We start from the raw sequence: 23119 nt of genomic DNA, 5'->3' as shown, positions 1-23119 counted from the left end.
AGAGGAAAAATTGAAGAAGCTTTAATTTTTCACGGACTGGGGAACTGTAACCGTCAGTCCTCCCTGTTGTAAAGATTCGCTCAGACATCGAAGAATCTGTACCAGCTGGGCACCCACCCATCCCGAAGAAATCTCTGAAGATTGGTTCTGGTGGATACAGCTCAAAAAGCGATCGCAAACTCGCCCTAAAGGTTCGCCCGGTTCTATGCTCAATACTTCCCGGCTTTGATTGGCTGGCGTATAAGGGCCAGCATTGGTATTTTCAAAGCGTCCATGCTGAATGCTTAGCGGTGCCTCTGCTTGTAACTCATCAAAAATCAAAGTTCCCTCACTCCCCACCACACACAGGCGACGCTGTTTATCAGGATTCAGCCAGCACAGATGAATGAAGGCTTGAAAGCCGCTAGGGTAGGTGAGTGTCGCCCAAACAAGGTCTCTTAAAGGATGAAGAATCAGGGATGAGGGAGGAGTCTGAGAATTGACTTCATCTTTCATTCCGGCTTCTTGGTGCAAAAAAACGGTGCCGCTGGCTTGCACCTGAGTTGGCGTTGCCTGAAGCCAATTGTTGAAAATATTAATATCGTGGATGGCTAAGTCCCAGAGTGCATCAACATCCTGGCGCACAGGGCCTAGATGGGTACGGGTGGCGTAGCCATAGCGCAAATCTCCGAGAATTCCAGATTGGATAGCGGTTTTACCGCGTTCAACCGCTGGGTGAAACAAATAGGTGTGGTCTACGAAGAGTTGCCGGTGCTGTTGTTCTGCTAATCGGCACAGTTCCAAGGATTCAGCCGGATCGAGGGTGAGTGGTTTTTCTGATAAGACGTGATAGCCTTGCCGGAGAGCGTCGGCGATCAAGGTGTAGTGTGTCGTGGCTGGGGTTGCGATCGCAACTGCCTCGACTTCCGGCATCTGCTGCACCTGGGACCATTCGGTTGTTAGCAGCACGCTGTCATCTAACTTAAACCGTTCTCGAAGTGCTTCCAGGCGCTCCTGCTTCGGGTCTAATACCGCGACCAAGCGGGATTGAGGATGCTCTAGGAAATTCCGCACGAGATGTACACCCCAGCGTCCAGCCCCCAACACAGCAATTCCAGTTTTCATCGTTGTTTATTGTTCGTTGTTCATTAAAGACTGGCTAATTGTTCTTTGTCATTCCCCATTAACCAGTCTTCAATTAGCCATGAACTAGGCTAATTGCTAATGGCTAAAAAAGCTTCCCTCGCCGCAGCTTGTTCGGCAGCTTTTTTAGAATGTCCCTTGCCTTGACCCAATCGACGCCCTTGCAGCCAAACCTCGGCAGTAAAACGCTCTGGATCGCCGTGAATTCGTCTGGTTTCCTCGACTCGATATTCTGGCAGTATTTGGTAATGACCTTGCGTCCATTCCTGGAGGGCGTCCTTGTAGTTTTGATAGGCTGGGTCTGTCCGAATTTCGGATGCCAGTTGTTTAAAATGAGAATCTAGCCACGGACGCACCAGCTCTAATGTATGCGTACTCAGGTACAGGGCACCCAACACCGCTTCAAAGGCGTCTGCCAACCGCGAGGTAAGACCTGCTTTGTCACCTGCTGCACTTTCAGAAATTAACAGGTAGCGATCTAGTCCGTAACTATCTGCAATACCGGCTAAGGTGCGATCGCTCACCAGTACCTTGCGAATTGCCGAAAATTCACCCACAGAACAATCAGGATAAACTTCCCATAAAAATTCAGACGCTGCCATCCGCACTACCGCATCCCCCAAGAACTCCAATTGCTCATAGTTCGCCGTTGTCGAAATTGTGGGGTGGGTGAGCGCTAAGTTGAGGAGCGACCACTGCACTGGTACCTGCGGTGGAAGCCCTAACTTTTGGATCAGACTTTGCAGCTGCTTTTGACGAGGAGGATAGCTGAGATTCATGGGAATGCGTTGGACTTAGGGGAACCCCAATCATTTTTGCAACATCACTGAACAGCGCCTCAACCTGAGCCATCAGTTCTCGTTGAATTGGTAAGAGGTGGACTTCTTCCCGGAGTTTTTGCTGCAAATCGCGCAGGCGGGCGATGGGTTGACGCAACTTGGAGATTGTCTGCTCTAAGTGTTTGGCACGTCTGAGTTGTAACACGACATCCCCGCTGAGCTGGGTCTTCTGTTCGATGAGTACCGCCAGCATTTTAGCGATCGCCATCACAGTCTGACCGTCTTCCTCATTCCATTGCTTCGGTTCTCTACCACCAACCGTCACCACACCGTAAACGCGACGACGACCTTGCAACGGGGCTGCCATTAACGTTTGAGCCGTGGGCATCAGGGGTTCCATCAAACCATTCTGGCGCACATCTTCGACATAAATCAATCTACCCTCACCGATTGCTTTACCGCTAGCTCCATCGCTAATTCCGACAATTGGTTTGTTGGTGCTGATGTTGCCTGCTGCGGAAACAACCATAAAATTGTCATTGTTCAAGTTGAGAGCGATGACAGCATCGGCGGCACCAAAATTGGTAAATAATATCTGCACCGCATCTCGCAATATACAGGGCAAAGGTTGATACTGCGATAGAGCCGTGGAAAATTTATGCAAGGTAGAAAGCTGCACCCAACGGCGGTGACTCGTGAGTTCGGCTTCTTTAAGCCGTCCCAGCAACCGTCCATTAATTTCGGCAATGTGGGCACTTTGCTGAACGTAGTTTCGCGTTCGGATCGGCTGGTAAAACGTCCCCATGACTTGGGACATCAGCAACGAAACCCGCGCCACTACTTCTTCATCGTAAGACCACAGCCCATCAAAGCTTTGACTACTGCTGTTGCGCTCTGGCCCTTCCACAGCTTGAGTCAATACCGCCGTCCAGAAATCGGGGGTATCAACCAGCCAAAACCGCTCCCTGGACAAGGCTGAGTTAGGCTCAAGCCCAATAAATTCGATTCCCGGAATTTCGGGGGGATGAACGTCGGGAACACCAAATATAAAGACCCGCCGACATACCTCACCTAAGTAACTATATCGACGGAGATGTTCAAGGAAGTGAGAGAAACGCTGGAAGCCAGCAAACAAATCAACCGGAAGTTTGTGGTTGAGCAACTGATCTTCGAGGAGATCGCCGATAACGTTCATCGTTGCGATCGTGTGAATACCGCGCAATTCTTGGTATTGGTTCGCAATCGAGCGGAACAATGATATGTCCACTAAGCCACCCTGATTAACAAGAGTTCAAAATCGTGTAAATATCGCTTCTGGCAGACAGATTACCGCTAAATGTTACGGGTGGCTATGCAAAATTTCTTGAAGTCTTGACTTTTGTGACTGCATCAAGAGAAAAACAAGCTCATTTTTACATGAAGCTTCACTGAATTTATTAATTAAATTGATTTAGCCTGAGAAAAGGATTACTTTTCCGACCGCTCGTCCTTGCAGCCTCTACTAGCGCGATCGCGATCGCCAACTAACACTGGGCTTTGCTCGTCCTGTTTTGCCGGGAAGACTCGATAGGCGATCGCTCAATTTACCCAATTTTTCAAATGCCTGTTGAGCCGGAGAGTTTCTCGAGCTAGACTCACCCTCGCCTCTCTAGCTCTTGTTCACAACAGTAAAGCAATTTAAGGGAGAGAGTCGGTCATAAGCCGGGTTCTGTTCTCCACAGCAGCAGTGCCGCTGGAAGGGCGGTTATCTATCTGGGACGCCTGTTACCAGACGCCTCAAGCGGTTTTAAAACGGAATCGGAAAAAGACCAACCGTGATTCCCTACCTTGCTCCCAACCGGGGTTTACCGAGCCAGCGCCTCTCGACGCTGCTGGTGCGCTCTTACCGCACCTTTGCACCCTTACCGGGATAATTAAACATTAAAAATTCTTCATTTTGCATTTTTAATGTTTAATTATCCCGGCGGTATCTTTCTGTGGCACTATCCTCACGGTCGCCCGCACTGGGCGTTACCCAGCAAGTTTGGTCTTTCGGGAGCCCGGACTTTCCTCAGACTCGCACAAACGGCAAATCTGCAACCACCTGCGCCTACTCTCTCCCGTTCTTCAGTGTGGCATATTCAAGAGCTTTAGAGAGCGAATCTTCGCTTTTGAATTCTCACTTTGCTGATGCAGTTTTTCAAGAAAGATTGGAGATCCCCGCCTAAATTTCGATTATCCTGAATAAAGGGAATGATTTACGTAACTTAATAATTCTGCTGGTTACTGGACTTATGAGATGCATCATCAACCGCCGCGCTCAGTTTTCGGCGAGCCACCGTTATTGGCTGCCAGAACTGAGTCAAGCGGAGAATATACAAGCGTTTGGTCGCTGCACTCAGTCGCCCGGACACGGACACAACTACGTTTTGTTTGTCTCCCTTGCCGGGGATCTGGATGAGTATGGCATGGTGCAAAACTTGTCTGAAGTCAAACGGGTGATCAAACAGGAAGTCACCAGTCAGCTAGACTTCTGTTATCTCAACGATGTGTGGTCGGAATTTCAACAAACCCTACCCACTACAGAAAACATCGCGCGAACCATTTGGCAGCGTCTAGCACCTCACTTACCGTTGGTAAATATTCAACTATTTGAACATCCCGAACTCTGGGCTGACTATCAAGGAAATGGAATGGAAGCGTATCTGACAATTGGTACCCACTTTAGCGCCGCTCACAGACTGGCTCATCCGAACCTCAGTTACGAAGAGAACTGCGAGATTTATGGCAAATGCGCTCGTCCCAACGGTCACGGGCACAACTACCACTTGGAAGTAACAGTTCAAGGCGAAATTGATCCGCGCACGGGCATGATTGTGGATTTAGGAGCCTTAAACAAGGTAGTGGAAGATTATGTGCTTGAGCCGTTTGACCATACTTTCCTGAACAAGGATATCGCCTATTTTGCCCAAGTTGTTCCCACCGCTGAGAATATTGCCATTCATATCCGGAATCTTCTGCAAGAGCCTATCCGGGAATTAGGGGCAAAGTTGCATAAGGTAAAACTGGTTGAAAGTCCGAATAATTCGTGTGAAGTATACTGTAGCGAAACCGCTCAAAACTTAGCGGGAATTCAACAGAGCGATCGCTCTCTAACGCCTGTATCTACTTGATGTTTTAGTCGGGAGGCGCAAGTTTTTAGAAAATGTCGGGAACAAACCCGCTATCGATTTGCGTCTACCGAATCCTAAGCAGCGTTCGTCCAGTGGCAAGCAAGGGTTGCATTCCAACGCCTAAAGCGATAAATTGTAAGGTTTTTTGAAAAATTTGTTCAAAGCATGAGAGCTTAACCAGCCGATCCGGGAACACTAAAAAGAGACGACCTAGCCTTATACCGCAAGTCGGTGCTAAGCGAATCAAGGTGTTGAGAAAAATATATGGATCGCCGCGTTAACCATCACAACAGCCAACAAGAGGGCGACCTACCTGAGGAGGAACGCATCACTGTTGTTCCTCCTACAGATATTAGCGCTCATAGCCAGCATCAGCCAAAAACCGATAATTACACTAAGGGAGAAGCCGATCGACTGCTGGAGCAAGGTGCCCAGCAGCACCAAAACGGTCATTTCGAGGCGTCACGACTATCCTTTCATCAAGCACTCACGGTCTACGGCGAACTTCAAGACCAGCGAGGACAAGGAAGAACGCTCGGCAATTTGGGGCTAGTGTACTATGCCTTGGGAAATTTTGCCAAAGCGGTTGAGTATTCTGGGCAAAGTTTAGCGATCGCCCAAAGTATCAACGATCAGCGATTGGAAAGTCAAGCGCTGGGAAATATCGGCAATGCCTACCGTCACTTAGGCAACCATGCCAAAGCCATTGAGTTTCAGCAACAAAGTCTTCTAGTCGTGCGGGAACTGAAAGACTTGAGTGCAGAAGTGGCGGCGCTGAATAATCTTGGACTAGCTTACAAGGCACTGGGAGACTACTCAGCGGCAATTGAATACCAGCATCAAAGTTTAATAGTGGCGCGGGAACTCCAAGACCAAGAGGCAGAGGGTCAGATCCTGAGAAATTTGGGAAATGCTTGCTACGCTTTGGGAGACTATGTCAAAGCGATCGCCTACTATAAGCAGCGTTTAGCACTCGTGCAGCAGACTGGAGATCACCGTATTGAGGTACAGATTCTGAGAAATCTGGGGAACGCCTGCTACGCAATCGGGGACTACTCTGCGGCAATTGACTATGGAGAGCAACGCCTAGCGATCGCTTCGGCAACGGATGACCTCCGCTCCCAAGAGCAGGCACTTTCGCATTTAGGAGTGGCTTACGAGGCATTAAGCAACTACGCTAAAGCAATTGACTACTATGAACAACGCTTAAGGATAGCGCGAATCCTCCAAGACAGCCGAGTCGAAGGGCAGGCTCTGGGAAGCCTCCGAGTTGCTTGCTATGCTTTGGGCGATTACGCCAAAGTGATGGAATACGACCAATAGCATTTAATTAAAAATAAAAGTTTATAAGGCAATCTATGTATTGCCGAGAGCTTAGGTGCGCCCGAAAAGCTTATCCAGTAAGCTTTTCAGCTTTGGTTTCTAATCTATATCCATACAGCGTAGATTGAGCTAAAAAGTTTCTTGATTTTTAATTTTTTATTTTCTCTAGCTACGTCCCGCTTTTGGGAGATGCATGGAGACCGCTCGCCCGATTATCACTAAGTTTTAACCGGAAAATTCTGGACTCAGCGAAGTGGTCTTGGGGTGTCTGATAATATGAGCAAGAGGAATTCACCCCGCAATTGTACCCAGCTATCTTGCCTAAACGATACACAATCGTACCTAAAACAACGATATGGAGGATATGGACACCATGCAAACTGATTATTCCGCTCCAGAGACCGAAAAAACCCAGGTAGAAATGAGAGTTGACGCCCCAGGCGAATTGGCAGCTCTACCCCCAGCCACCCAATCAACGGAAAAGTGGCAGCAAATTGGAGAACAAATTTCCGCATTTTTCGCAGAACTACCCGAATACTTAGGTGAGTTCTTCTCAGAGTACCGGCGCCCCTTGACCACTCTAGGTCTAATATTAGCTGGCATCATTACCGTGAAGGTGACACTGGCGGTTCTGGATGCGCTTAATGATATTCCTCTGCTAGCGCCGACCTTTGAACTGGTAGGAATTGGCTACTCAGCCTGGTTTGTGTACCGCTACTTACTCCGAGCTTCTAATCGTCAGGAGTTGTCCGAGGAGTTTAAAGCTCTCAAGTCGCAAGTTGTCGGCGGGGATTCCAATAACTCGTAAATTTCTCATTTCCGTATAGCTCATTTCCGCACAGCATTGTTGCCCTGCGTCTCTGATTTTCTGACTTAGGGGTAGCACACTAGTGACTGCCCCTAATAATTTTAGTTGTAAATTTCTTAATACCGGGTAGAAAGCGCGTGTGCCCATCACGTGATATTTTTAAGCGAGTCGAATCCAAAATATCATTTTGGATTTTAGCTTCTAGATTGTAGAAGACTGGCAGGAATTGCATCTCTACCACTAAGTTTGGCGCGATCGTGGGATTTGATCGTTGAATTTACCAGCGATCGCGGCTCATTTGCTCTCGCTGGGTGTAAAGTGTTCAACTGGCATAATTGTCCCGCTCAATTCCGCTCCACTTAAATCGGCTCCGTTCAAATCAGTTTCACTTAAGTCGGCTTGACTCAAATTCGCCTTAATTAAGTCAGTTCTATTCAGATTTACTCCAATGAGGAGGGCGCTAGTCAGATTGGCTTCACACAAGATTGCATCGCTGAGATTGGCGTAGCTCAAGTTTGCCCTTCTCATATCTGCGCCAGTTAGATTTGCGCCAGTTAAGTTTGCTCCAGTTAACTCAGCACCAATCGGTTCGGTTTTAACGAGCCTTGTTCCAATCAGTCTGGCTTTATCAAAATTGGTTCCGATCAAGTCAGCACCCGTGAGATCGGCACCCGTGAGATCAGCACGACTCAAGTTTGCTCCACTCAGATCGGCACCTGTTAGGTTCACCCCCCGCAGGTTGGCTCCGGCTAGGTTAACTCCCTCCAGAATCGTCTCGCTGAAATCGACCTGGCGTAGGTTAGCTCCTTCCAGATTTGCCGCCTTCAAATCTAACTTCTGGAAATCCCGTTCTCCAGCAGCATATCGTGTTAAAACCTCATCCCCATCCATTTCTATTGCCTCTAAATTGCTTCCAGTTAGCGTGGACTTAGGAATTTTGGATTTTAGATTGATTTTCCATGAATTGCCAATCTAAAATCTGGCTGGCGATCGCGTACAGCCCTTTGGGCATGAAAACAGCGAAGCAAGGCGTTAGTTTAGGGCTGACTTGTCACTTCGCTACTCGTGCGTAGCTGCATTAGGCATGATGGCACCAGTCATATCGGCGTCACGGAAATTGACCCGATTTAGGTTAGCGTCAATGAGAACCGCTTCAGTGAGAATTGCCCCAGTCAGGTTTGACCAGCATAGTTTTGACCTGTACAAGTTAGCTCCGGTGAGATTCGCTCCTCGCAGAGTCGCCCAACTTACATTTGCTCCCCTCAGATTGGCTTTAATTAAGATGACATTTGTCAGATTGGTTCCGCTCATCTTGGCGCGGCTCAAGTCTGCTTGCGTGAGATTTGCTCCAATTGCACTGGCTCCATTTAAAACAGCGTTCGCTAAGTTGGCTTTCTCCAGGTTGGCTCCAATTAGAATGGCATTCGTTAAGTTTGCACCTTCCAACACAGCTCCAATCAACGTAGCATTCGTCAAGTTGCTTCGACTTAAGGGTGCATCAATTAGTTTGGCTCCAGTCAGATTGGCATCGCGGAGAATAGTCTCGCTCAAAAGAGCGTGACTCAGGTTAGCTCCGGCGAGGTTAGCTCCGCTGAGATTGGCAGCTCGTAAACTCGCTTCAGTTAAAATCGCTTCGCTCAGGTTGGCGTCAATCAGGCTAGCGCCGATAAGATTTGCCTCGCTGAGATTGGCGCGGAGAACCGCTCCATTGAGATTTGCCTCGCGTAGGTTGACTCCGATTAGGTATGCCCCAATTAGATTTGCTTCGCGCAGGTCTGCTCCCCGCAGGTTCGCTTCGCTCAGGTCAATTCCCATCAGGTCTGCTCTTCGCAGACTTACCTCTCGAAAATCTCGTTCGCCTGCTGCGTAGAGACGTTTCAGTTCATCGGCATCCATCTAGACCTCCCTTCAGGGTACTGCCGCTACAGTCGTTAGGGATGGGGTTCAACCCCTCTCCTAGAGTGGCAGGAAAATAGCGATCGCAGTCTATGCCAACTGCCCAAGGGTGGGATGACAGACGCTCAAAGCCAAAAATAAAGGTTCTAATCGACGATTGGGATCGACACAGAACCATGACACATTGAAGCAGGAGGCGACACTCCCTAACCCTTGAGTGCGTAAAACCTCCTGGGTACACAGGTAGAGCGAACATTTGTTTAGATCCTTCACTTCGAGCGGGATTCAAAAACGGTGGAACTCGCGTTTGGAGCCTGGGTCAGTTTAATCGTTGGACATTCAGTCAGTGTAGATGCTTGAGCGAGTTTGCCTGTTGGATACTAGAACCAGTAGCCGTGAGGTTGAGAAAGCTTACACTATAACCGTAAGGTTAAGTGTGGGATAAAGTCACTATGCTTCACCGCGCCTAGAATTTTGACGGAGGGGTGGCAATAGCGTACAGCCCTTTGGGCATGAAAACAGCGAAGCGAGGCGTTAGCCTAGCGCTGACTTGTTAGTTCGCGCATTTTCTATCAAAGATTTACAAGGCTGGAAACTCCTAAATAATCATTAGAACTAGAGGTTAATCTCTAGCTACTGAATCTTATTCCTAACTTGAGCGCTCAACTCCGCTCAATTAACTCTAATTGTTACAAAATAGCTGCCACCTGGTAGCTGTCAGCGGGTAGCTCTTTGACAGGAAGATTCCTGTAATCTAGTTATATGGGGAGACCTTCTCTCAAACACCTAACCTGCAAAGAGAATAGCCGATCCACCGAAAAGCAATCTTAAGGACAGAGAATGCCGGAGAATTTGAGAAGCCAAGTCGTCACCCAAGGCGTACAGCGATCGCCCAACCGGGCTATGTTACGTGCTGTTGGTTTTGGAGATGAGGATTTTACGAAACCCATTGTGGGAATTGCCAATGGGTACAGCACCATTACCCCCTGCAATATGGGGTTAAATGATTTAGCGAAACGGGCTGAAGCTGGAGCCAAGGTGGCTGGGGCGATGCCTCAGATGTTCGGCACGATTACCATCAGCGACGGCATTTCGATGGGCACCGAAGGGATGAAGTATTCCCTGGTGTCGCGGGAAGTCATCGCCGATTCGATTGAGACTGCCTGCAACGGGCAGAGTATGGATGGAGTGCTGGCAATTGGGGGCTGCGATAAGAATATGCCCGGAGCGATGATTGCGATCGCTCGGATGAATATTCCGGCTATTTTCGTGTATGGCGGTACGATTAAACCGGGACATCACAACGGGCGCGATTTGACGGTTGTGAGTGCTTTTGAAGCGGTGGGGCAACACAGCGCCGGAAAAATAGACACGGATGAGTTGCTGCAAGTAGAACGCAAGGCTTGTCCGGGTGCCGGTTCTTGCGGCGGAATGTACACTGCCAATACAATGTCTTCCGCTTTTGAAGCGATGGGGATGAGCTTGCCTTATTCTTCCACAATGGCAGCAGAAGATGCTGAAAAAGCAGAAAGTGCTGAGAAATCTGCTTTTGTCCTAGTAGAGGCAATTAAAAAACAACTTTTACCGCGACAGATTGTTACCCGAAAAGCGTTTGAGAATGCCATTTCTGTAATTATGGCAGTGGGCGGTTCTACGAATGCCGTGCTGCACTTACTCGCGATCGCTCATACAATTGGCGTCGAATTATGTCTGGATGATTTTGAAATCATTCGCGCCCGCGTTCCAGTTTTGTGCGACCTCAAGCCGAGCGGTCAGTATGTCGCCACTGACCTCCACAAAGCCGGTGGAATTCCCCAGGTGATGAAGATGCTCCTGGTACACGATTTGCTACATGGGGACGCCCTGACCATCACCGGACAAACGATTGCTGAAGTCTTGGCAGATGTCCCAGAACAGCCCCGTGCTGACCAAGATGTTATCCGTCCCTGGGATAACCCGATGTATGCTCAAGGGCACCTAGCCATCCTGAGAGGCAATCTGGCAACGGAAGGGGCTGTCGCCAAAATTACCGGCGTCAAAACCCCTTCAATAACAGGCCCAGCGCGGGTATTTGAATCTGAAGAAGCTTCTTTAGCAGCCATTCTGGCTGGCAAGATCAACCGTGGGGATGTCCTGGTGATTCGCTACGAAGGTCCCAAGGGTGGTCCTGGAATGCGAGAAATGCTGGCTCCCACTTCTGCCCTGATTGGTGCGGGATTAGGGGATGCTGTTGGCTTGATTACCGATGGACGCTTCTCTGGTGGGACTTACGGCATGGTTGTCGGTCACGTAGCCCCAGAGGCGGCTGTAGGAGGCGCGATCGCGCTCGTGGAAGAAGGCGATACGATTACAATTGATGCACGCGATCGCCTGTTACACCTTCATCTACCCGATGAAGAGCTAGAGCGTCGTCGCGCTGCTTGGCAACCGCCTAAACCGCGTTATACAACTGGCGTACTGGCAAAATATGCCAAGTTAGTTTCTTCTAGCAGTGTCGGTGCCGTGACGGATTTAGATTTGGGTTGAAAACAGTCTTTAACTGTTAGATAAACCAAAAAATGAAGTATAAAAGAAGAACCCTGAAGTTTCTCTTTATACTTCATTTTTTTATAACTTTTAACGCAGATTAAAAATAATGAACAGCGATAAACTTCCTCCTGGTAGGATGGGGTTGCCGGTACTTGGCGAAACACTCGCGTTTGTGTTCGACCCCAAATTTATCGAAAAGCGCTATCAGCAATATGGCTCTATCTTTAAGAGTCATGTTATTGGCAAACCTACGGTTTTTATGGTGGGGCCAGAGGCAGCTGAATTTGTTCTCTCCAGCCACATGGATTGTTTCTCGTGGCAGCAGGGGTGGCCCGACAATTTTAAAATGCTGCTGGGCGAATCACTATTTGTGCAAGATGGCGAGGAGCATCGGAGAAATCGCCGCCTGATGATGCCAGCTTTGCATGGCGCAGCGTTAGGAAACTACGTTGCCACAATGGAGTCAATTACGCAAAGCTATCTCGAAAAATGGCAGCAGAAACAGGAATTTACCTGGTTTGATGAATTCAAACTGCTAACGTTTGATATTGCCAGTCAATTATTGCTGGGTACGAATCCAGGGCCAGAAGCTGCTCGTTTGAGCCAGTTGTTTACAAGACTAACGAATGGGCTGTTTGCCGTCAATCCGCTGCCTTTGCCGTTTACGCAGTTTGGGAAAGCGATCGCGGCCCGTAACGAAATCTTAGAGCATTTGGGCAACGTGGTACGCGATCGCCAGCAACATCCGACTAAAGACGTTCTCAGCCTTTTATTACAAGCTAAGGATGAAGACGGTAACGGCATGAGCGAAAAGGAAATCCGCGCCCAAGCGATGCTGTTACTCTTCGCTGGGCATGAAACGACCACTTCAATGCTGACTTGGTTGTGCCTGGAGTTAGCCCGTCACCCAGAGGTTCTGCAACGCGCCAGGGAAGAACAGCAGCAGCTTGCGGCTAGGGGAGGGGTGAATTTAGAACAATTAGGGCAAATGCCTTATCTAGACCAAATTCTCTGCGAGACTGAACGACTGCATCAGCCCGTCGGGGGTGGTTTTCGCGGTGTCGTCAAACCATTTGAGTTTAATGGCTTTCAAGTTCCATCTGGGTGGCAGGCGGTGTATTCGATTATCGGGACTCATCGACTAGCAACGGTTTACCCCGAACCAGAGCGTTTCGATCCCGACCGCTTCAGCCCCCAACGGCAAGAACACAAGCAGCGTCCCTTTAGTTTAATTGGTTTCGGTGGTGGGCCGAGAATTTGTATTGGGATAGCATTTGCGAAAATGGAGATGAAAATTGTAGCCGCCCACTTACTACGCAGTTATCAGTGGGAACTATTACCAAATCAACGCCTAGATTCAGTAGAGATTCCCACCAGCCACCCAAGAGATAGGCTGCGCGTTCGGTTTCAACCGTTGCAAGTGCTATGTGAAACATAGGTGTGACGCGATCGCACTTGTTCGGGAAAACGATAACATCACAATTGAGGAACCAAAGGCTCTATACGAACAAACGCAGCAAAAAGCGTTTAGCTCTGGTGGTGTTATGTCTAATCCAATTCAAACAGCGATCGCTTCTTCTATCAATGAGTGGCTGCAAGCTCACCTCTCCGTCTTGCGGCTACTTCAGGTATTCATCTGGGGGACGAATCACCCAATTGTAAGCTTAGTTATTTTGTTATTTGCGATAGCGATCGCAGGGAGCTTAATCAAAGCTGTCGGTCGCTTAATTGAAACAACTAGCTTATCAATATTGAAAGCTCCTTTTAAGCTAATTCAGCTCTTATTTGGAGTTAGTTTTCAATCAATCTCCAAGTTTGGAGGCTTAGCTTTCAAACAGTTAACGGGTGCTAAGAACGCTGAAATCCCAGCTTTACCGGATTCAAATTCTCCACCAACTCAGCAAGATAAACAGCAACGACTGGTAGAGATTGCTTCTAGGCTAGAAGCAATTCAAAAAGAACAAAACGAGCTTTTACAAGAAGTGGCAACTATCCTCGCTTCAGACAAAATTAATATAGAAGTTTGAAAAGTGAAGGGAGGTTAAGTAATTTATGAGCGATTTATAAACAAAATTACCGAATTAGTATGAGTGCAACCCTAGTTGAGACCAGATTAATCCCATCTCTATAAATATGTTTTTGATGAAAATTCTCTGAGTCAGCTGAGCCATTATATTGCCAGTAAAGCTCTGAAATGGCAAGATGACTCTGACAACCCAGCAAATTTACCGCCCAAAGAATCTAAAAACAGATTTTAAACCATGCTATAGCGGTTATTACATGGTTGAGGTACGCAAAAATTCCTGATTATTAAGCTTTTCAGTTTTGAGAAGGTACGGTACATGACCGAGAACTGCTATATAAACCGTGTAGAGATGTAGATGTGATGATAAAAGAGAACGCACTTGTCTAAAAATACGAAATTACCAAGATTGATACATAACCATTTTTAACCATATTTTCAAATGAGTATATATGACAGTACCAGAGCGATTTGAGGTTAAACCTAATAGCCAGCAAAATGCTATTCTACTGGCTGTTAGCTGCACAGTATTCTCCATCATAGGCTTGTTTATGATGGGGTCAGGTCAACCTAAAGCTATTTTGGGGGGAGTTTTGGGTGTTGTTTTCTTTGGTGGAGGTGGTATAGTTACTGTTCCTAAACTACTTAAACGCCCAGTTAGTATTGTATTGACTCGTGAGGGGTTACAGCAGATTACCCTCTATGGAAAATCTATACTTTATTGGCGGGATATTGAGAGCGTAGGAATCGCTAGATTAGAGGGAACTAAGTTAGTTGGCTTACGCCTGAAAAACTATGATAACTACATTAATAATATGTCTCCTGAATTAGTAAATTATTGGATGAACAGTCTACCATACTTAAAATTATTAAGCTTTGGAACTTTAGTACTAGAGGTGCCACTGGATGTGCCTAGTTTTGTAAAAATTTGGTCGGTACTTAAAGGTCATCCAAATCCTGTTAATGCGCTTAAAAGTTTTGGGAAAGTTGGTAACTTGGTAGAAGCAATGCTCTGGAGTAGACAAACCTATGGATATGATATTTTGTTAAGTTGGGCTGACCTTGACCGCTCTGCCTCAGAGTTTATTGAATTATTAGAGCAATATCGTAAGGCCTTTACCACATAGAAGTAATCATAGTGTTTAAATACAAAATATTTGAAGAACTGGAGATTGATTAGTAAAGTTTTATGAAGATAGAAGTAGGTATCTTCAGTCTTTTAGGTGCTTTAGTTGGTGCTGGTGCTGCTATAGTTGCATCCTTAATCAACAACAAATTTCAATTGCGTAGAGAAAAAGAAAAGTGGCAGCGAGAGCAGCTACAGGAAATATATAGTAACTGCATTTATAACCTAATGAGGTATATACAAGGTTTTGAAGAAGGTGGTCAGAAAGGAGTTGACTTTGCTGAGTCTTCTAGGTGGCTTTCCCTGTTGTTAATCCACCATCCAAGTAAGGATACTGATAATGAAACTTTCAAAGCTTTTCGCTATAAAGTCATAGAACTTACGAGGAGAGGTGGTAGCCTCATGGGATGGGACAAAGTACAAGCTCTGCGAGACGAAATTATTGAAATGGCAGAAAAAGACTCTAGATTGAACTGAGTATCATTATCATAAAAACGAAGGGCAACTACTCTAAAATAGTTGCCCTTCAAAATTAGCAGGTTTGTAGGGTGGGCACGATTGATCGCGCACACCCTAACCCAACAGAGAATTAGTAGTCGAAGTCGCCGCCCATGCCAGCGCCAGCACCCGCAGGAGCGCCATCTTTCGGCTCAGGCTTGTCAACCACGATACACTCGGTTGTCAGCACCATGCCAGCGATAGAAGCGGCATTTTGCAGAGCGGAACGAGTCACCTTGGCAGGGTCAACGATACCGGCTTCAAACATATCGACGAACTCATTCGTCGCGGCGTTGTAGCCGACGTTGAAGTCCTTCTCTTTGACGCGCTCAGCAATGACAGCGCCATTCTGACCGGCGTTCTCAGCAATCCGCTTCAGAGGAGCAGCCAAAGCACGAGAAACAATCATCGCACCTGTCAACTCTTCATTCTTCAGGTTGGCAGTTGCCCACTCTTCCAGTTGAGGAGTCAGGTGAGCTAGGGTTGTGCCACCGCCAGGAACGATCCCTTCTTCCACAGCAGCTTTAGTCGCGTTGATGGCATCTTCCAGACGCAGCTTCTTGTCCTTCATTTCGGTTTCGGTCGCAGCGCCCACTTTGACGACGGCGACGCCACCAGCCAGTTTAGCTAGACGCTCTTGCAGCTTCTCGCGGTCGTAGGAAGAATCGGTTTCGTCCATTTGACGGCGGATTTGCTCGCAACGAGACTTCACAGCAGCTTCGTTGCCTTCAGCGACAATTGTGGTGTTGTCCTTGGTGATGTTGATGCGGCGAGCTTTGCCCAGCATTTCTAACCGGGTGCTTTCCAGCTTCAGACCAGCATCTTCGGTGATCAGCTGACCACCAGTGAGAACGGCAATGTCTTCCAGCATTGCTTTGCGGCGATCGCCAAAACCAGGAGCCTTGACAGCAGCCACATTCAGCACACCCCGCAGGCGGTTAACTACCAGGGTTGCCAGAGCTTCTTTCTCGATGTCCTCAGCGATAATGATCAGAGGACGACCAGCACGAGCGACTTGCTCCAGAACGGGCACTAAGTCTTGGACAAGCGTGATTTTCTTGTCGGTCAGCAGGATGAAAGGCTCTTCCAGAACCGCTTCCATCCGCTCCATGTCGGTAGCGAAGTAGGGAGAGATGTAGCCTTTGTCAAAGCGCATCCCTTCGGTGATTTCTAGTTCGGTGGTCATGGACTTCCCTTCTTCCAGGGAGATGACGCCTTCCTTGCCCACCTTATCCATCGCTTCAGCGATCATCCGACCAACTTCTTCGTCGTTACCAGCAGAGATGGTACCAACTTGAGCGATCGCTTTGGAATCTTCTACTTGTTTGGCGTGTTCGGCAATTCTTTCCACCAGGAAGCCAGTGGCTTTGTCAATCCCGCGCTTCAGAGAAATTGCATTTGCACCCGCAGCAACGTTTCTCAAGCCCTCTTTTACAATTGCATGAGCGAGAACGGTTGCAGTCGTGGTGCCATCACCAGCAGCATCATTGGTCTTAGAAGCGGCTTGACGAATTAAGGAAACACCCGTGTTTTCAACGTGATCTTCTAATTCAATTTCTTTGGCAATGGTGACACCATCATTCACGATTTGTGGTGCGCCGAACTTCTTCTCTAGTACCACGTTCCGGCCTTTAGGGCCGAGAGTGACAGCCACAGCTTCAGCTAGGATGTCCATCCCTTTTTCCAGGGCGCGACGAGCGTTTTCGTTGTAAATAATGCGCTTAGCCATAGTTCCTCAGTTGTTTTGAGTTTTGAGTTTTGAGTTTTGAAGGAGTGTTGAGCGTTGAGTTTTGAGTGTTGAGTTAAGCAGATGTTTTTAACTCGGAACTCTCAACTCAGAACTCATAACTTTATGAAACGACTGCTAAAATGTCCTTCTCTGAGAGCAGAACGTACTCTTCTGTGCCGAGTTTGATGTCTGTGCCAGCGTACTTGGAGTAGAGAACCTTGTCGCCCACAGAGACTTCCAACTCAACACGAGTGCCTTTGTCATCGCGCTTGCCAGGTCCCACAGCGACGACTTCCCCCACTTGAGGCTTTTCTTTGGCATTATCAGGAAGAAGAATTCCACCAGCGGTTTTCTCTTCAGCAGCGCTCACTTTCACAAAAACGCGATCGCCCAGCGGCTTAACAGTGGATACGCTTAGAGATACAGCTGCCATACAAACTTCGCTCCTATTACAGGTTTGACTCAAGACACACGATTCGTTCGTTGAGAATTAGCACTCTCAACCTCTGAGTGCTAATTTAGCCCAACCAGTGTGCGATCGCAACAAAATTCTTTGTACGGGTTCCCGAACTTATCCGGTTGTCGGAAGACTTTAGTAGAAATGCTTAAGACACAAAGATAGCTTTAGTCATTGGGATGGCATAGCGCGATCGCACTCAATCTGCTAAAAAAAATTGGAACCGCTAAAATCTCCTAAAAAACGGATATCTCGCTTCTTCCAAGGAAATCAAATAAATAATGACTGAAAACACAGTGGCTGAATCTAGCCCTGAAATTCCAGAAACTTGTCAAGCACCAGACCCAAATGCTCTCGCCGCTTGTGTGCAGACCTTGGGACTGAATCAAATTCAGCGCCATGTCTTCATCTGTGCCGATCCAACCTTACCCCAGTGTTGCTCCAAGGAAACCAGTTTAGAATCTTGGAATTACTTGAAAAAGCGACTTAAAGAGCTAAAACTAGACAAGCCTTCCGACAAAAGCCCTCTTTGCATTTTCCGCACCAAAGCAAACTGTCTGCGAGTTTGCTCCCAAGGCCCAATTCTAGTCGTTTACCCAGATGGTGTTTGGTATCGTGGAGCGACTCCTGAAGTCATTGAGCGGATTATCCAAGAACATCTGATTGGCAACAAAATTGTGCAAGAATACGCTTTCTTAGTTCATCCACTACCAAAACCCTATACAGTAACATAGTAGCTACGTTATATTCTTCCGTGTACCTACTAGATTTTCGTCGTTGTGACCCATGTCAGTGACTATAATTTTCTAAAAAGAGATTATAGGAATTGCCTAGACTTAGTAGGAGTCGGTGCAGCAGGGTGCTGAAAAAAACGTAAACTATACGTACAAAACGGTTTAAATTTTCACAATTCCAGGCTTGGCGAGTGGCACAGCATGAAAGACACCAGTATAAGAGATAACAAACGACTGTTGCTGATTGATGACGACCCCAACCTGATTTTGCTGGTCAAGGACTACCTGGAATTTCGGGGGTACGAAGTCATCACCGCTGAAAATGGTCGGGAAGCACTGGAAGTTCTAGAGCATGATATTCCTGACATGATTATCTGTGATGTCATGATGCCAGAGATGGACGGAATTGCCCTTGTGCAACACGTCAGAGAAGATCCCCGCATCAGCTGGATTCCAGTTCTATTCCTCTCAGCGAAAGGTCAAAGTCAAGACCGAGTCAAGGGTCTCAATACTGGGGCAGATGTCTACATGGTCAAGCCCTTTGAGCCTGAAGAATTGGTGGCGCAAGTGGAATCTTCTCTTAAGCAGGCCACTCGCCTAATTCATCATCCAGCTAGAGGAACCGAAGGAGGGTCGAAACTCCAGGTACCTGACACTGTAGAATTAACCCCGACCGAGCTGAAAGTAGTTCAGTTTGTGGCAAGAGGTATGGCAAATCGAGAAATTGCTGAGCAGATGAACGTCTCTCAGCGCACGATTGAGAGCCACGTATCCAATATGTTAGGTAAAACGAATCTCCATAACCGCACGGAGTTAGCTCGTTGGGCGATTGAGAGTAATATGGCTTAACAAATAAAAAGGCAAAATTAATAATTTCAATTATTAATTTTGCCTTTTTAAATTTTCGTTACCACCCATCTTGTTCGCTGTTAGATTTGCCCCACAGTTCTAGATCCAGTTCATTCAAATAAGTTAAGGCGCTTTGAAGTTGGCGAGTCGATCCTGAGAGTTCTAGGTCAAACCAGCCATCATCTCTAGCGTTGGCTCCTAAAAGGGCAGCAGCAATATTAACTGTGACACCGTGGTGAGAGACTAGTCGTGAGATGATTGGATCTTCCTGATATTCCTTGGGAATGCGGATTCTGACACGCATTTTAGTAGGTCTGTTATCTTCGTGCCCAGTCGTAGATTGAGCTGGTTTAGAGGTATTTACAGGCAAGTCATTTGTACTGTACATAGTCTTCAATTCCTCCTATTCAACATCTTTAATACTGGTTTTACGCTCTAGAATTTCTTTCAAGACCAGGGTCACTAACGCGAGTGCGCCAAGCAGAACGGCGGCTGAGAAAGATGCTTGAGTCTGGTATTGCTTATAAGCTTCCTCCACAAACAACGGCAGGGTTTGAGTTTTGCCCGCAATATTGCCAGATACAACCGAGACGGCACCAAACTCGCCCATGACTCTGGCGTTGGTCAAAATGACGCCGTAGAGGAGACCCCAGCGAATATTCGGCAGAGTGACGCGCCAGAAGATTTGCCAGTCATTCGCACCCAACGTTTTAGCCGCTTCTTCTTGATCCGAACCAGCTTCTTCCAAAACGGGAATCACTTCACGGGCGACAAAAGGCATCGTAATAAATGCGCTCGCCAATATCATTGCAGGCGCGGCAAAAATAATTTTTATGTTTGCTGCCGCTAGCAGCGACCCAAACCAACCATTGCGTCCATAGAGCAGCACGATCATCAGTCCAGCGACGACTGGGGATACGGCAAAGGGGATGTCTAAAAGGCTGATGAGAAAGGTTCGACCCCGAAATCGATGTCGTGCGACCACCCAGGCTGCACAGAGTCCAAACACGACATTCATCGGTACGACAATTAGGGCGATCAAGATAGTCAGCTTTACAGCATGAAGAAAGTTGGGTTCCGTCAGATTGTGTATAAAGGGGCCAATCCCTCCCTTAAATGCTTGCACAAAGACGTTGATGGCTGGAATGAACAGAATCACAGCTAAGTAAGCGATCGCTACCCCAATCAAAACAAATTTTACCCAGCTTTTTTCCTTCTGGATTGAGGAGACTTGAGGCGTTTTTGAATCTGGATTAAAAGACTTCCCTGCTACATTAGAGTTCATACCGTCGTCCCCACGCTTGTAAAAGATTAATTACGATTAGAACTAACAGCGAAATTACTAATAAGACGGTGCCAATCACCGTTGCTCCTGAATAGTCATACTGTTCCAATCGCTGAATAATCAACACTGATGCGATTAAATCCTTAAAGGGTATATTCGCCGCCACAATTACGATCGAGCCATATTCTCCAACAGCACGGGCAAATCCCAACGCTACACCTGTTAAAATTGCTGGCATTAAAGGTGGCAAAACAACCCGCCAAAAGGTCTGAAATTTAGAGGCTCCCAAAGACCAAGCGGCTTCTTCAATTTCATGCTCCATTTCTTGCAATACAGGCTGCAAGGTTCGCACCACAAATGGCAAGGAGATAAACACCATCGCGATCCCCACTCCCAATCGCGTGAATGCCACCTTAATCCCCAAAGGTGCTAGCAGGGAACCAATCCAACCGTTCTCGCTGTAGACCGTTGCCAGTGTCAAACCCGCGACTGAAGTAGGCAGCGCAAAAGGCAAATCAATGGCTGCATCAATGAACCGTTTGAATGGAAACTCATAGCGAACCAAAACCCAAGCAATCAAAACGCCAAACACCCCATTCAGCAGTGCCGCAATCAAGGCTGTGATGAAGGTGACATCGTAGGTCGCAAGAGCGACGGGACTGGTAGCAATCCTCCAAAAATCAATCGGTTTCTCTGTACTTGCTTTCAACAGAAGAGCAGACACGGGCAGGATAAGCATGAAGGTGAGATACCCCAAAGTAATCCGCCAAGGCCAGGACATACTGGTTATCTGGTGAAATGGGTTTTTCGACACAGAAGTTTGTTGAGGAGGAGCCGATACAGCCATAGGAAAGTATCCAGGATTATAAGGATGATGAAATTTGGTACTTGTTCTTGGTTTTACTAGTGGCTAATTGCTAACGAATCTTAATCTTTTGTTGGTTGATCGTGACGCAATTAGCAATTAGCTCCTAGTCAGTCTTTATCTGCCACCAGCTTGAATTTTGTCAAAAATTGTTCCGTCATCAAAAAACTTCTTCTGGATCTCGTCCCAGCCCCCTAAATCTTGAGCGGTGAAGAGAGTTTTAACTGGGGTATACTGCTTCGCGACTTCTTCCCCTACTGTCGGATCAACGGGTCGGAATCCCACCTTGGCAAATTCTCGTTGGGCTTCTGGGGTATACAGAAACTTGACAAACGCTTCTGCAATTTCTCTTGTGCCGTGTTTGTCAACGTTTTTGTCCACAACGGCGACAGGGCTATCGATGGAGATATTCGTATCGGGCACGACATAAGGCAGTTTCTGACCGTTTTGTCCAGCCAATATTACTTCGTTTTCATAGTTGATTAAAACATCTCCCTGCCCTTGCTTGAAAAAGACATCGCTGGCTTCGCGGGCGTCTCTCGGTAGCACGGGGACATTCTTGTAAACTTTAGTGACCAATTCTTGGGCTTTAGCATCATCACCACCCGTTCTGGTCACAGAACCCCATAAACCTAAGAAGTTCCAGCGAGCGCCACCAGAAGTTTTGGGGTTAGCTGTAATGACTTGCACGCCATCTTTGGCTAAGTCTGCCCAGGTTTTAATTCCTTTAGGATTGCCCTCGCGAGTAACCAGTGCTGCAACAGATCTGGTGACAATTGCACCATTCGGTGCTTCTTTCTCCCAACCAGTTTCAATCAACCCGGCTTTCTCAATCTTCTCGGTATCAAGAGCGAGAGCCAGGTTTACAACGTCCGCCTCTAAACCATCGATTACGGCACGGGTTTGGGAGCCAGATCCACCATAGCTTTGGTTGAAGGTAACGTTTTGGTTGCGTTCCTGCTTCCACTTAGCAGTGAACTGGGGAATAATTTTTTCGTAGGCGGCGCGAGTCACTGCGTAGGAGACGAGGGTTACTTGTGCATCGCCGGTTTTTGCCGCGGGACTAGCACTACCTGGAGCAGTAGTTGTCGGGGAATTAGAGTTGCTGGGGGCGCAAGATGCGATCGCTACGCTTAAACTCATCCCCAACAGGAACATAGACACAAAACCCTTCCGGGAAGTGACCTTTAGCCATCTGGCTGTCTGTTGTTTCCACGGTTGAAGTGCCTTAAGCCGAGTAATTTGCCACAAACGCATGAACGCTCTCCTTTAATCCCCGGTACATCGGTCGGGATACCGTAATTTTGGGTACGAACATAGATTTTACAGCAACTAAGAACGTTTGTGTCTAGTTCCGCGAAATTTCAACCAGAGGTTTGGTTGAGAGGAAGGGGAGGGCGATCGCGTACAGCCCTTTGGGCATGAAACCAGCGAAGCGAGGCGTTAGCCTCGCGCTGACTTGTCAGTTCGCTACTCCAACCCAAATCAGCCGAGTAATTTATAAGACTCGTTTTTCTAAAATTGAATTGAGTATTAATACTGAAAGGACTGGATATTTAATTCAAAAATTGCTATTCTATACATTGATTGCTGGTGTAGCTCAGGGGTAGAGCAGCTGATTTGTAATCAGCCGGTCGCAAGTTCAAATCTTGTCACCAGCTTTTTTTCAAGAAATTTGAATCGCGATCGCGTTGGCAGATTTAGGAGTGAGATCGCTCTAATCCACTTACTGATATTTTCAATTAGCGAAGGCAGGTTGGGCGCGTTCGTATTGCGGGGGATGTTGCCGAAAAGTTGCGCTATAAGCCCAAAACCCAGCGGCGAAATAGTTCTACAATAGACCTCCTGCATGAATCAGGAGGCATGTGCCAGTTCGTAGTTCAGCAAGCCAGCAATTAGGTTTAAGCGCAAACCAAATCTCTGCCTGCGATTGCGATAACGTCC

General features: G+C 47.4%; 22 protein-coding genes, 1 tRNA gene, 1 other RNA gene and 1 pseudogene. 11 read left to right on the top strand and 14 right to left on the bottom strand.

All coding sequences use genetic code 11. The annotated features are described in order from the left end of the window. Nucleotides 1-21: 21 nt before the first annotated feature. The 4 genes from NDI34_RS01170 to rnpB form a co-directional block, all read right to left on the bottom strand. The gene (locus NDI34_RS01170) at nucleotides 22-1104 is read right to left on the bottom strand and encodes a Gfo/Idh/MocA family oxidoreductase (protein WP_348231597.1); all 1083 of its coding nucleotides are present in this window, start codon (nucleotides 1102-1104) and stop codon (nucleotides 22-24) included. An 89-nt stretch (nucleotides 1105-1193) separates the two neighbouring features. After that, nucleotides 1194-1823 carry a ribonuclease III gene (gene rnc / locus NDI34_RS01165; RefSeq protein WP_190429694.1) on the bottom strand — a complete coding sequence of 210 codons (630 nt, stop codon included), beginning with the start codon at nucleotides 1821-1823 and terminating at the stop codon, nucleotides 1194-1196. Continuing rightward, nucleotides 1759-3168 carry a DICT sensory domain-containing protein gene (locus NDI34_RS01160; protein WP_190412801.1) on the bottom strand — a complete coding sequence of 470 codons (1410 nt, stop codon included), beginning with the start codon at nucleotides 3166-3168 and terminating at the stop codon, nucleotides 1759-1761. The genes rnc and NDI34_RS01160 overlap by 65 nt, the downstream gene beginning before the upstream one ends. Nucleotides 3169-3582: 414 nt before the next feature. Next, an RNA gene (gene rnpB, locus NDI34_RS01155) (RNase P RNA component class A) lies at nucleotides 3583-3998 on the bottom strand. A gap of 176 nt (nucleotides 3999-4174) precedes the next feature. On the opposite strand from rnpB, the gene NDI34_RS01150 reads away from it, so the two are divergent. From NDI34_RS01150 to NDI34_RS01140, 3 genes are all read left to right on the top strand, one after another. Then, a complete protein-coding gene (locus NDI34_RS01150; RefSeq protein WP_348231596.1) occupies nucleotides 4175-5053 on the top strand; it encodes a 6-carboxytetrahydropterin synthase in 879 nt (292 codons plus the stop codon). Between the two features lie 264 nt (nucleotides 5054-5317). Then, the gene (locus tag NDI34_RS01145) at nucleotides 5318-6376 is read left to right on the top strand and encodes a tetratricopeptide repeat protein (protein WP_190412803.1); all 1059 of its coding nucleotides are present in this window, start codon (nucleotides 5318-5320) and stop codon (nucleotides 6374-6376) included. A 421-nt stretch (nucleotides 6377-6797) separates the two neighbouring features. Next, nucleotides 6798-7184 (top strand): CAAD domain-containing protein, encoded by a 387-nt coding sequence (locus NDI34_RS01140; protein WP_348231673.1) that lies wholly within the window; start codon nucleotides 6798-6800, stop codon nucleotides 7182-7184. A gap of 294 nt (nucleotides 7185-7478) precedes the next feature. Here the strand turns inward: NDI34_RS01140 and NDI34_RS01135 are convergent, their stop codons facing one another. From NDI34_RS01135 to NDI34_RS01125, 3 genes are all read right to left on the bottom strand, one after another. Beyond that, a complete protein-coding gene (locus NDI34_RS01135) occupies nucleotides 7479-8075 on the bottom strand; it encodes a pentapeptide repeat-containing protein (RefSeq protein WP_190412805.1) in 597 nt (198 codons plus the stop codon). Between the two features lie 168 nt (nucleotides 8076-8243). Continuing rightward, the gene (locus tag NDI34_RS01130) at nucleotides 8244-9080 is read right to left on the bottom strand and encodes a pentapeptide repeat-containing protein (RefSeq protein WP_190412806.1); all 837 of its coding nucleotides are present in this window, start codon (nucleotides 9078-9080) and stop codon (nucleotides 8244-8246) included. Then, on the bottom strand, nucleotides 9067-9258 hold the full coding sequence (locus NDI34_RS01125; RefSeq protein ID WP_190412807.1) for a hypothetical protein: 192 nt from the start codon (nucleotides 9256-9258) through the stop codon (nucleotides 9067-9069). The genes NDI34_RS01130 and NDI34_RS01125 overlap by 14 nt, the downstream gene beginning before the upstream one ends. Nucleotides 9259-9920: 662 nt before the next feature. Between NDI34_RS01125 and ilvD the strand changes: the two genes are divergently transcribed. From ilvD to NDI34_RS01100, 5 genes are all read left to right on the top strand, one after another. Continuing rightward, nucleotides 9921-11606 carry a dihydroxy-acid dehydratase gene (ilvD, locus tag NDI34_RS01120; protein WP_348231595.1) on the top strand — a complete coding sequence of 562 codons (1686 nt, stop codon included), beginning with the start codon at nucleotides 9921-9923 and terminating at the stop codon, nucleotides 11604-11606. 109 nt (nucleotides 11607-11715) lie between these two features. Then, complete coding sequence (locus NDI34_RS01115; RefSeq protein WP_348231594.1) at nucleotides 11716-13047, top strand: cytochrome P450; 1332 nt, start codon at nucleotides 11716-11718, stop codon at nucleotides 13045-13047. Further along, nucleotides 13037-13636 (top strand): hypothetical protein, encoded by a 600-nt coding sequence (locus NDI34_RS01110; protein ID WP_348231593.1) that lies wholly within the window; start codon nucleotides 13037-13039, stop codon nucleotides 13634-13636. Before NDI34_RS01115 ends, NDI34_RS01110 begins: the two co-directional genes overlap by 11 nt. A 448-nt stretch (nucleotides 13637-14084) precedes the next feature. Continuing rightward, nucleotides 14085-14759, top strand: coding sequence for an STM3941 family protein (locus tag NDI34_RS01105; protein WP_190439848.1), 675 nt, complete (start codon nucleotides 14085-14087; stop codon nucleotides 14757-14759). A gap of 62 nt (nucleotides 14760-14821) precedes the next feature. Continuing rightward, on the top strand, nucleotides 14822-15235 hold the full coding sequence (locus NDI34_RS01100; protein WP_190439850.1) for a hypothetical protein: 414 nt from the start codon (nucleotides 14822-14824) through the stop codon (nucleotides 15233-15235). A 112-nt stretch (nucleotides 15236-15347) separates the two neighbouring features. Here NDI34_RS01100 and groL read toward each other — a convergent pair whose 3' ends face one another. Then, nucleotides 15348-16985 (bottom strand): chaperonin GroEL, encoded by a 1638-nt coding sequence (groL, locus tag NDI34_RS01095; RefSeq protein WP_190412812.1) that lies wholly within the window; start codon nucleotides 16983-16985, stop codon nucleotides 15348-15350. 121 nt (nucleotides 16986-17106) lie between these two features. Then, entirely contained in the window at nucleotides 17107-17418 is a 312-nt protein-coding gene (gene groES, locus NDI34_RS01090) for a co-chaperone GroES (protein ID WP_190412813.1), read from the bottom strand. A gap of 305 nt (nucleotides 17419-17723) precedes the next feature. Between groES and NDI34_RS01085 the strand changes: the two genes are divergently transcribed. Beyond that, on the top strand, nucleotides 17724-18176 hold the full coding sequence (locus NDI34_RS01085) for a ferredoxin (RefSeq protein ID WP_348231592.1): 453 nt from the start codon (nucleotides 17724-17726) through the stop codon (nucleotides 18174-18176). 201 nt (nucleotides 18177-18377) lie between these two features. After that, nucleotides 18378-19025: a response regulator transcription factor gene (locus tag NDI34_RS01080; RefSeq protein WP_190412815.1), complete on the top strand. Its 648-nt coding sequence runs from the start codon at nucleotides 18378-18380 to the stop codon at nucleotides 19023-19025. Nucleotides 19026-19083: 58 nt separating this feature from the next. Here NDI34_RS01080 and NDI34_RS01075 read toward each other — a convergent pair whose 3' ends face one another. The 4 genes from NDI34_RS01075 to NDI34_RS01060 all read right to left on the bottom strand — a co-directional run bounded on the left by NDI34_RS01075 (nucleotide 19084) and on the right by NDI34_RS01060 (nucleotide 22432). Beyond that, nucleotides 19084-19329 carry an NIL domain-containing protein gene (locus NDI34_RS01075; protein ID WP_348231672.1) on the bottom strand — a complete coding sequence of 82 codons (246 nt, stop codon included), beginning with the start codon at nucleotides 19327-19329 and terminating at the stop codon, nucleotides 19084-19086. A gap of 99 nt (nucleotides 19330-19428) precedes the next feature. After that, nucleotides 19429-20310: a sulfate ABC transporter permease subunit CysW gene (cysW, locus tag NDI34_RS01070; RefSeq protein WP_190439852.1), complete on the bottom strand. Its 882-nt coding sequence runs from the start codon at nucleotides 20308-20310 to the stop codon at nucleotides 19429-19431. Continuing rightward, nucleotides 20300-21157: a sulfate ABC transporter permease subunit CysT gene (gene cysT / locus NDI34_RS01065; protein WP_190427910.1), complete on the bottom strand. Its 858-nt coding sequence runs from the start codon at nucleotides 21155-21157 to the stop codon at nucleotides 20300-20302. The genes cysW and cysT overlap by 11 nt, the downstream gene beginning before the upstream one ends. Before the next feature lie 135 nt (nucleotides 21158-21292). Then, nucleotides 21293-22432: a sulfate ABC transporter substrate-binding protein gene (locus tag NDI34_RS01060; RefSeq protein ID WP_190427914.1), complete on the bottom strand. Its 1140-nt coding sequence runs from the start codon at nucleotides 22430-22432 to the stop codon at nucleotides 21293-21295. 332 nt (nucleotides 22433-22764) lie between these two features. On the opposite strand from NDI34_RS01060, the gene NDI34_RS01055 reads away from it, so the two are divergent. Further along, nucleotides 22765-22836, top strand: a tRNA-Thr gene (locus NDI34_RS01055). 193 nt (nucleotides 22837-23029) lie between these two features. Here the strand turns inward: NDI34_RS01055 and NDI34_RS01050 are convergent. Continuing rightward, nucleotides 23030-23119: pseudogene (locus NDI34_RS01050) on the bottom strand (IS5/IS1182 family transposase); the annotation flags it as partial.

Origin of the sequence: Trichocoleus sp. DQ-U1 (assembly GCF_039961925.1) — a bacterium.
Taxonomy (GTDB): domain Bacteria; phylum Cyanobacteriota; class Cyanobacteriia; order Cyanobacteriales; family FACHB-T130; genus FACHB-T130.
This window is presented reverse-complemented; position numbering and strand designations above follow the sequence as displayed.

Excerpts from the sequence above, each read along its gene's own strand:
- NDI34_RS01170 (WP_348231597.1), bottom strand. The coding sequence starts at position 1,104 with ATGAAAACTGGAATTGCTGTGTTGGGGGCTGGACGCTGGGGTGTACAT.
- NDI34_RS01150 (WP_348231596.1), top strand. The coding sequence starts at position 4,175 with ATGAGATGCATCATCAACCGCCGCGCTCAGTTTTCGGCGAGCCACCGT.
- NDI34_RS01145 (WP_190412803.1), top strand. The coding sequence starts at position 5,318 with ATGGATCGCCGCGTTAACCATCACAACAGCCAACAAGAGGGCGACCTA.
- NDI34_RS01140 (WP_348231673.1), top strand. The coding sequence starts at position 6,798 with ATGAGAGTTGACGCCCCAGGCGAATTGGCAGCTCTACCCCCAGCCACC.
- NDI34_RS01135 (WP_190412805.1), bottom strand. The coding sequence starts at position 8,075 with ATGGATGGGGATGAGGTTTTAACACGATATGCTGCTGGAGAACGGGAT.
- NDI34_RS01130 (WP_190412806.1), bottom strand. The coding sequence starts at position 9,080 with ATGGATGCCGATGAACTGAAACGTCTCTACGCAGCAGGCGAACGAGAT.
- NDI34_RS01125 (WP_190412807.1), bottom strand. The coding sequence starts at position 9,258 with ATGGTTCTGTGTCGATCCCAATCGTCGATTAGAACCTTTATTTTTGGC.
- ilvD (WP_348231595.1), top strand. The coding sequence starts at position 9,921 with ATGCCGGAGAATTTGAGAAGCCAAGTCGTCACCCAAGGCGTACAGCGA.
- NDI34_RS01115 (WP_348231594.1), top strand. The coding sequence starts at position 11,716 with ATGAACAGCGATAAACTTCCTCCTGGTAGGATGGGGTTGCCGGTACTT.
- NDI34_RS01105 (WP_190439848.1), top strand. The coding sequence starts at position 14,085 with ATGACAGTACCAGAGCGATTTGAGGTTAAACCTAATAGCCAGCAAAAT.
- NDI34_RS01100 (WP_190439850.1), top strand. The coding sequence starts at position 14,822 with ATGAAGATAGAAGTAGGTATCTTCAGTCTTTTAGGTGCTTTAGTTGGT.
- groL (WP_190412812.1), bottom strand. The coding sequence starts at position 16,985 with ATGGCTAAGCGCATTATTTACAACGAAAACGCTCGTCGCGCCCTGGAA.
- groES (WP_190412813.1), bottom strand. The coding sequence starts at position 17,418 with ATGGCAGCTGTATCTCTAAGCGTATCCACTGTTAAGCCGCTGGGCGAT.
- NDI34_RS01085 (WP_348231592.1), top strand. The coding sequence starts at position 17,724 with ATGACTGAAAACACAGTGGCTGAATCTAGCCCTGAAATTCCAGAAACT.
- NDI34_RS01080 (WP_190412815.1), top strand. The coding sequence starts at position 18,378 with ATGAAAGACACCAGTATAAGAGATAACAAACGACTGTTGCTGATTGAT.
- NDI34_RS01075 (WP_348231672.1), bottom strand. The coding sequence starts at position 19,329 with ATGCGTGTCAGAATCCGCATTCCCAAGGAATATCAGGAAGATCCAATC.
- cysW (WP_190439852.1), bottom strand. The coding sequence starts at position 20,310 with ATGAACTCTAATGTAGCAGGGAAGTCTTTTAATCCAGATTCAAAAACG.
- cysT (WP_190427910.1), bottom strand. The coding sequence starts at position 21,157 with ATGGCTGTATCGGCTCCTCCTCAACAAACTTCTGTGTCGAAAAACCCA.
- NDI34_RS01060 (WP_190427914.1), bottom strand. The coding sequence starts at position 22,432 with ATGCGTTTGTGGCAAATTACTCGGCTTAAGGCACTTCAACCGTGGAAA.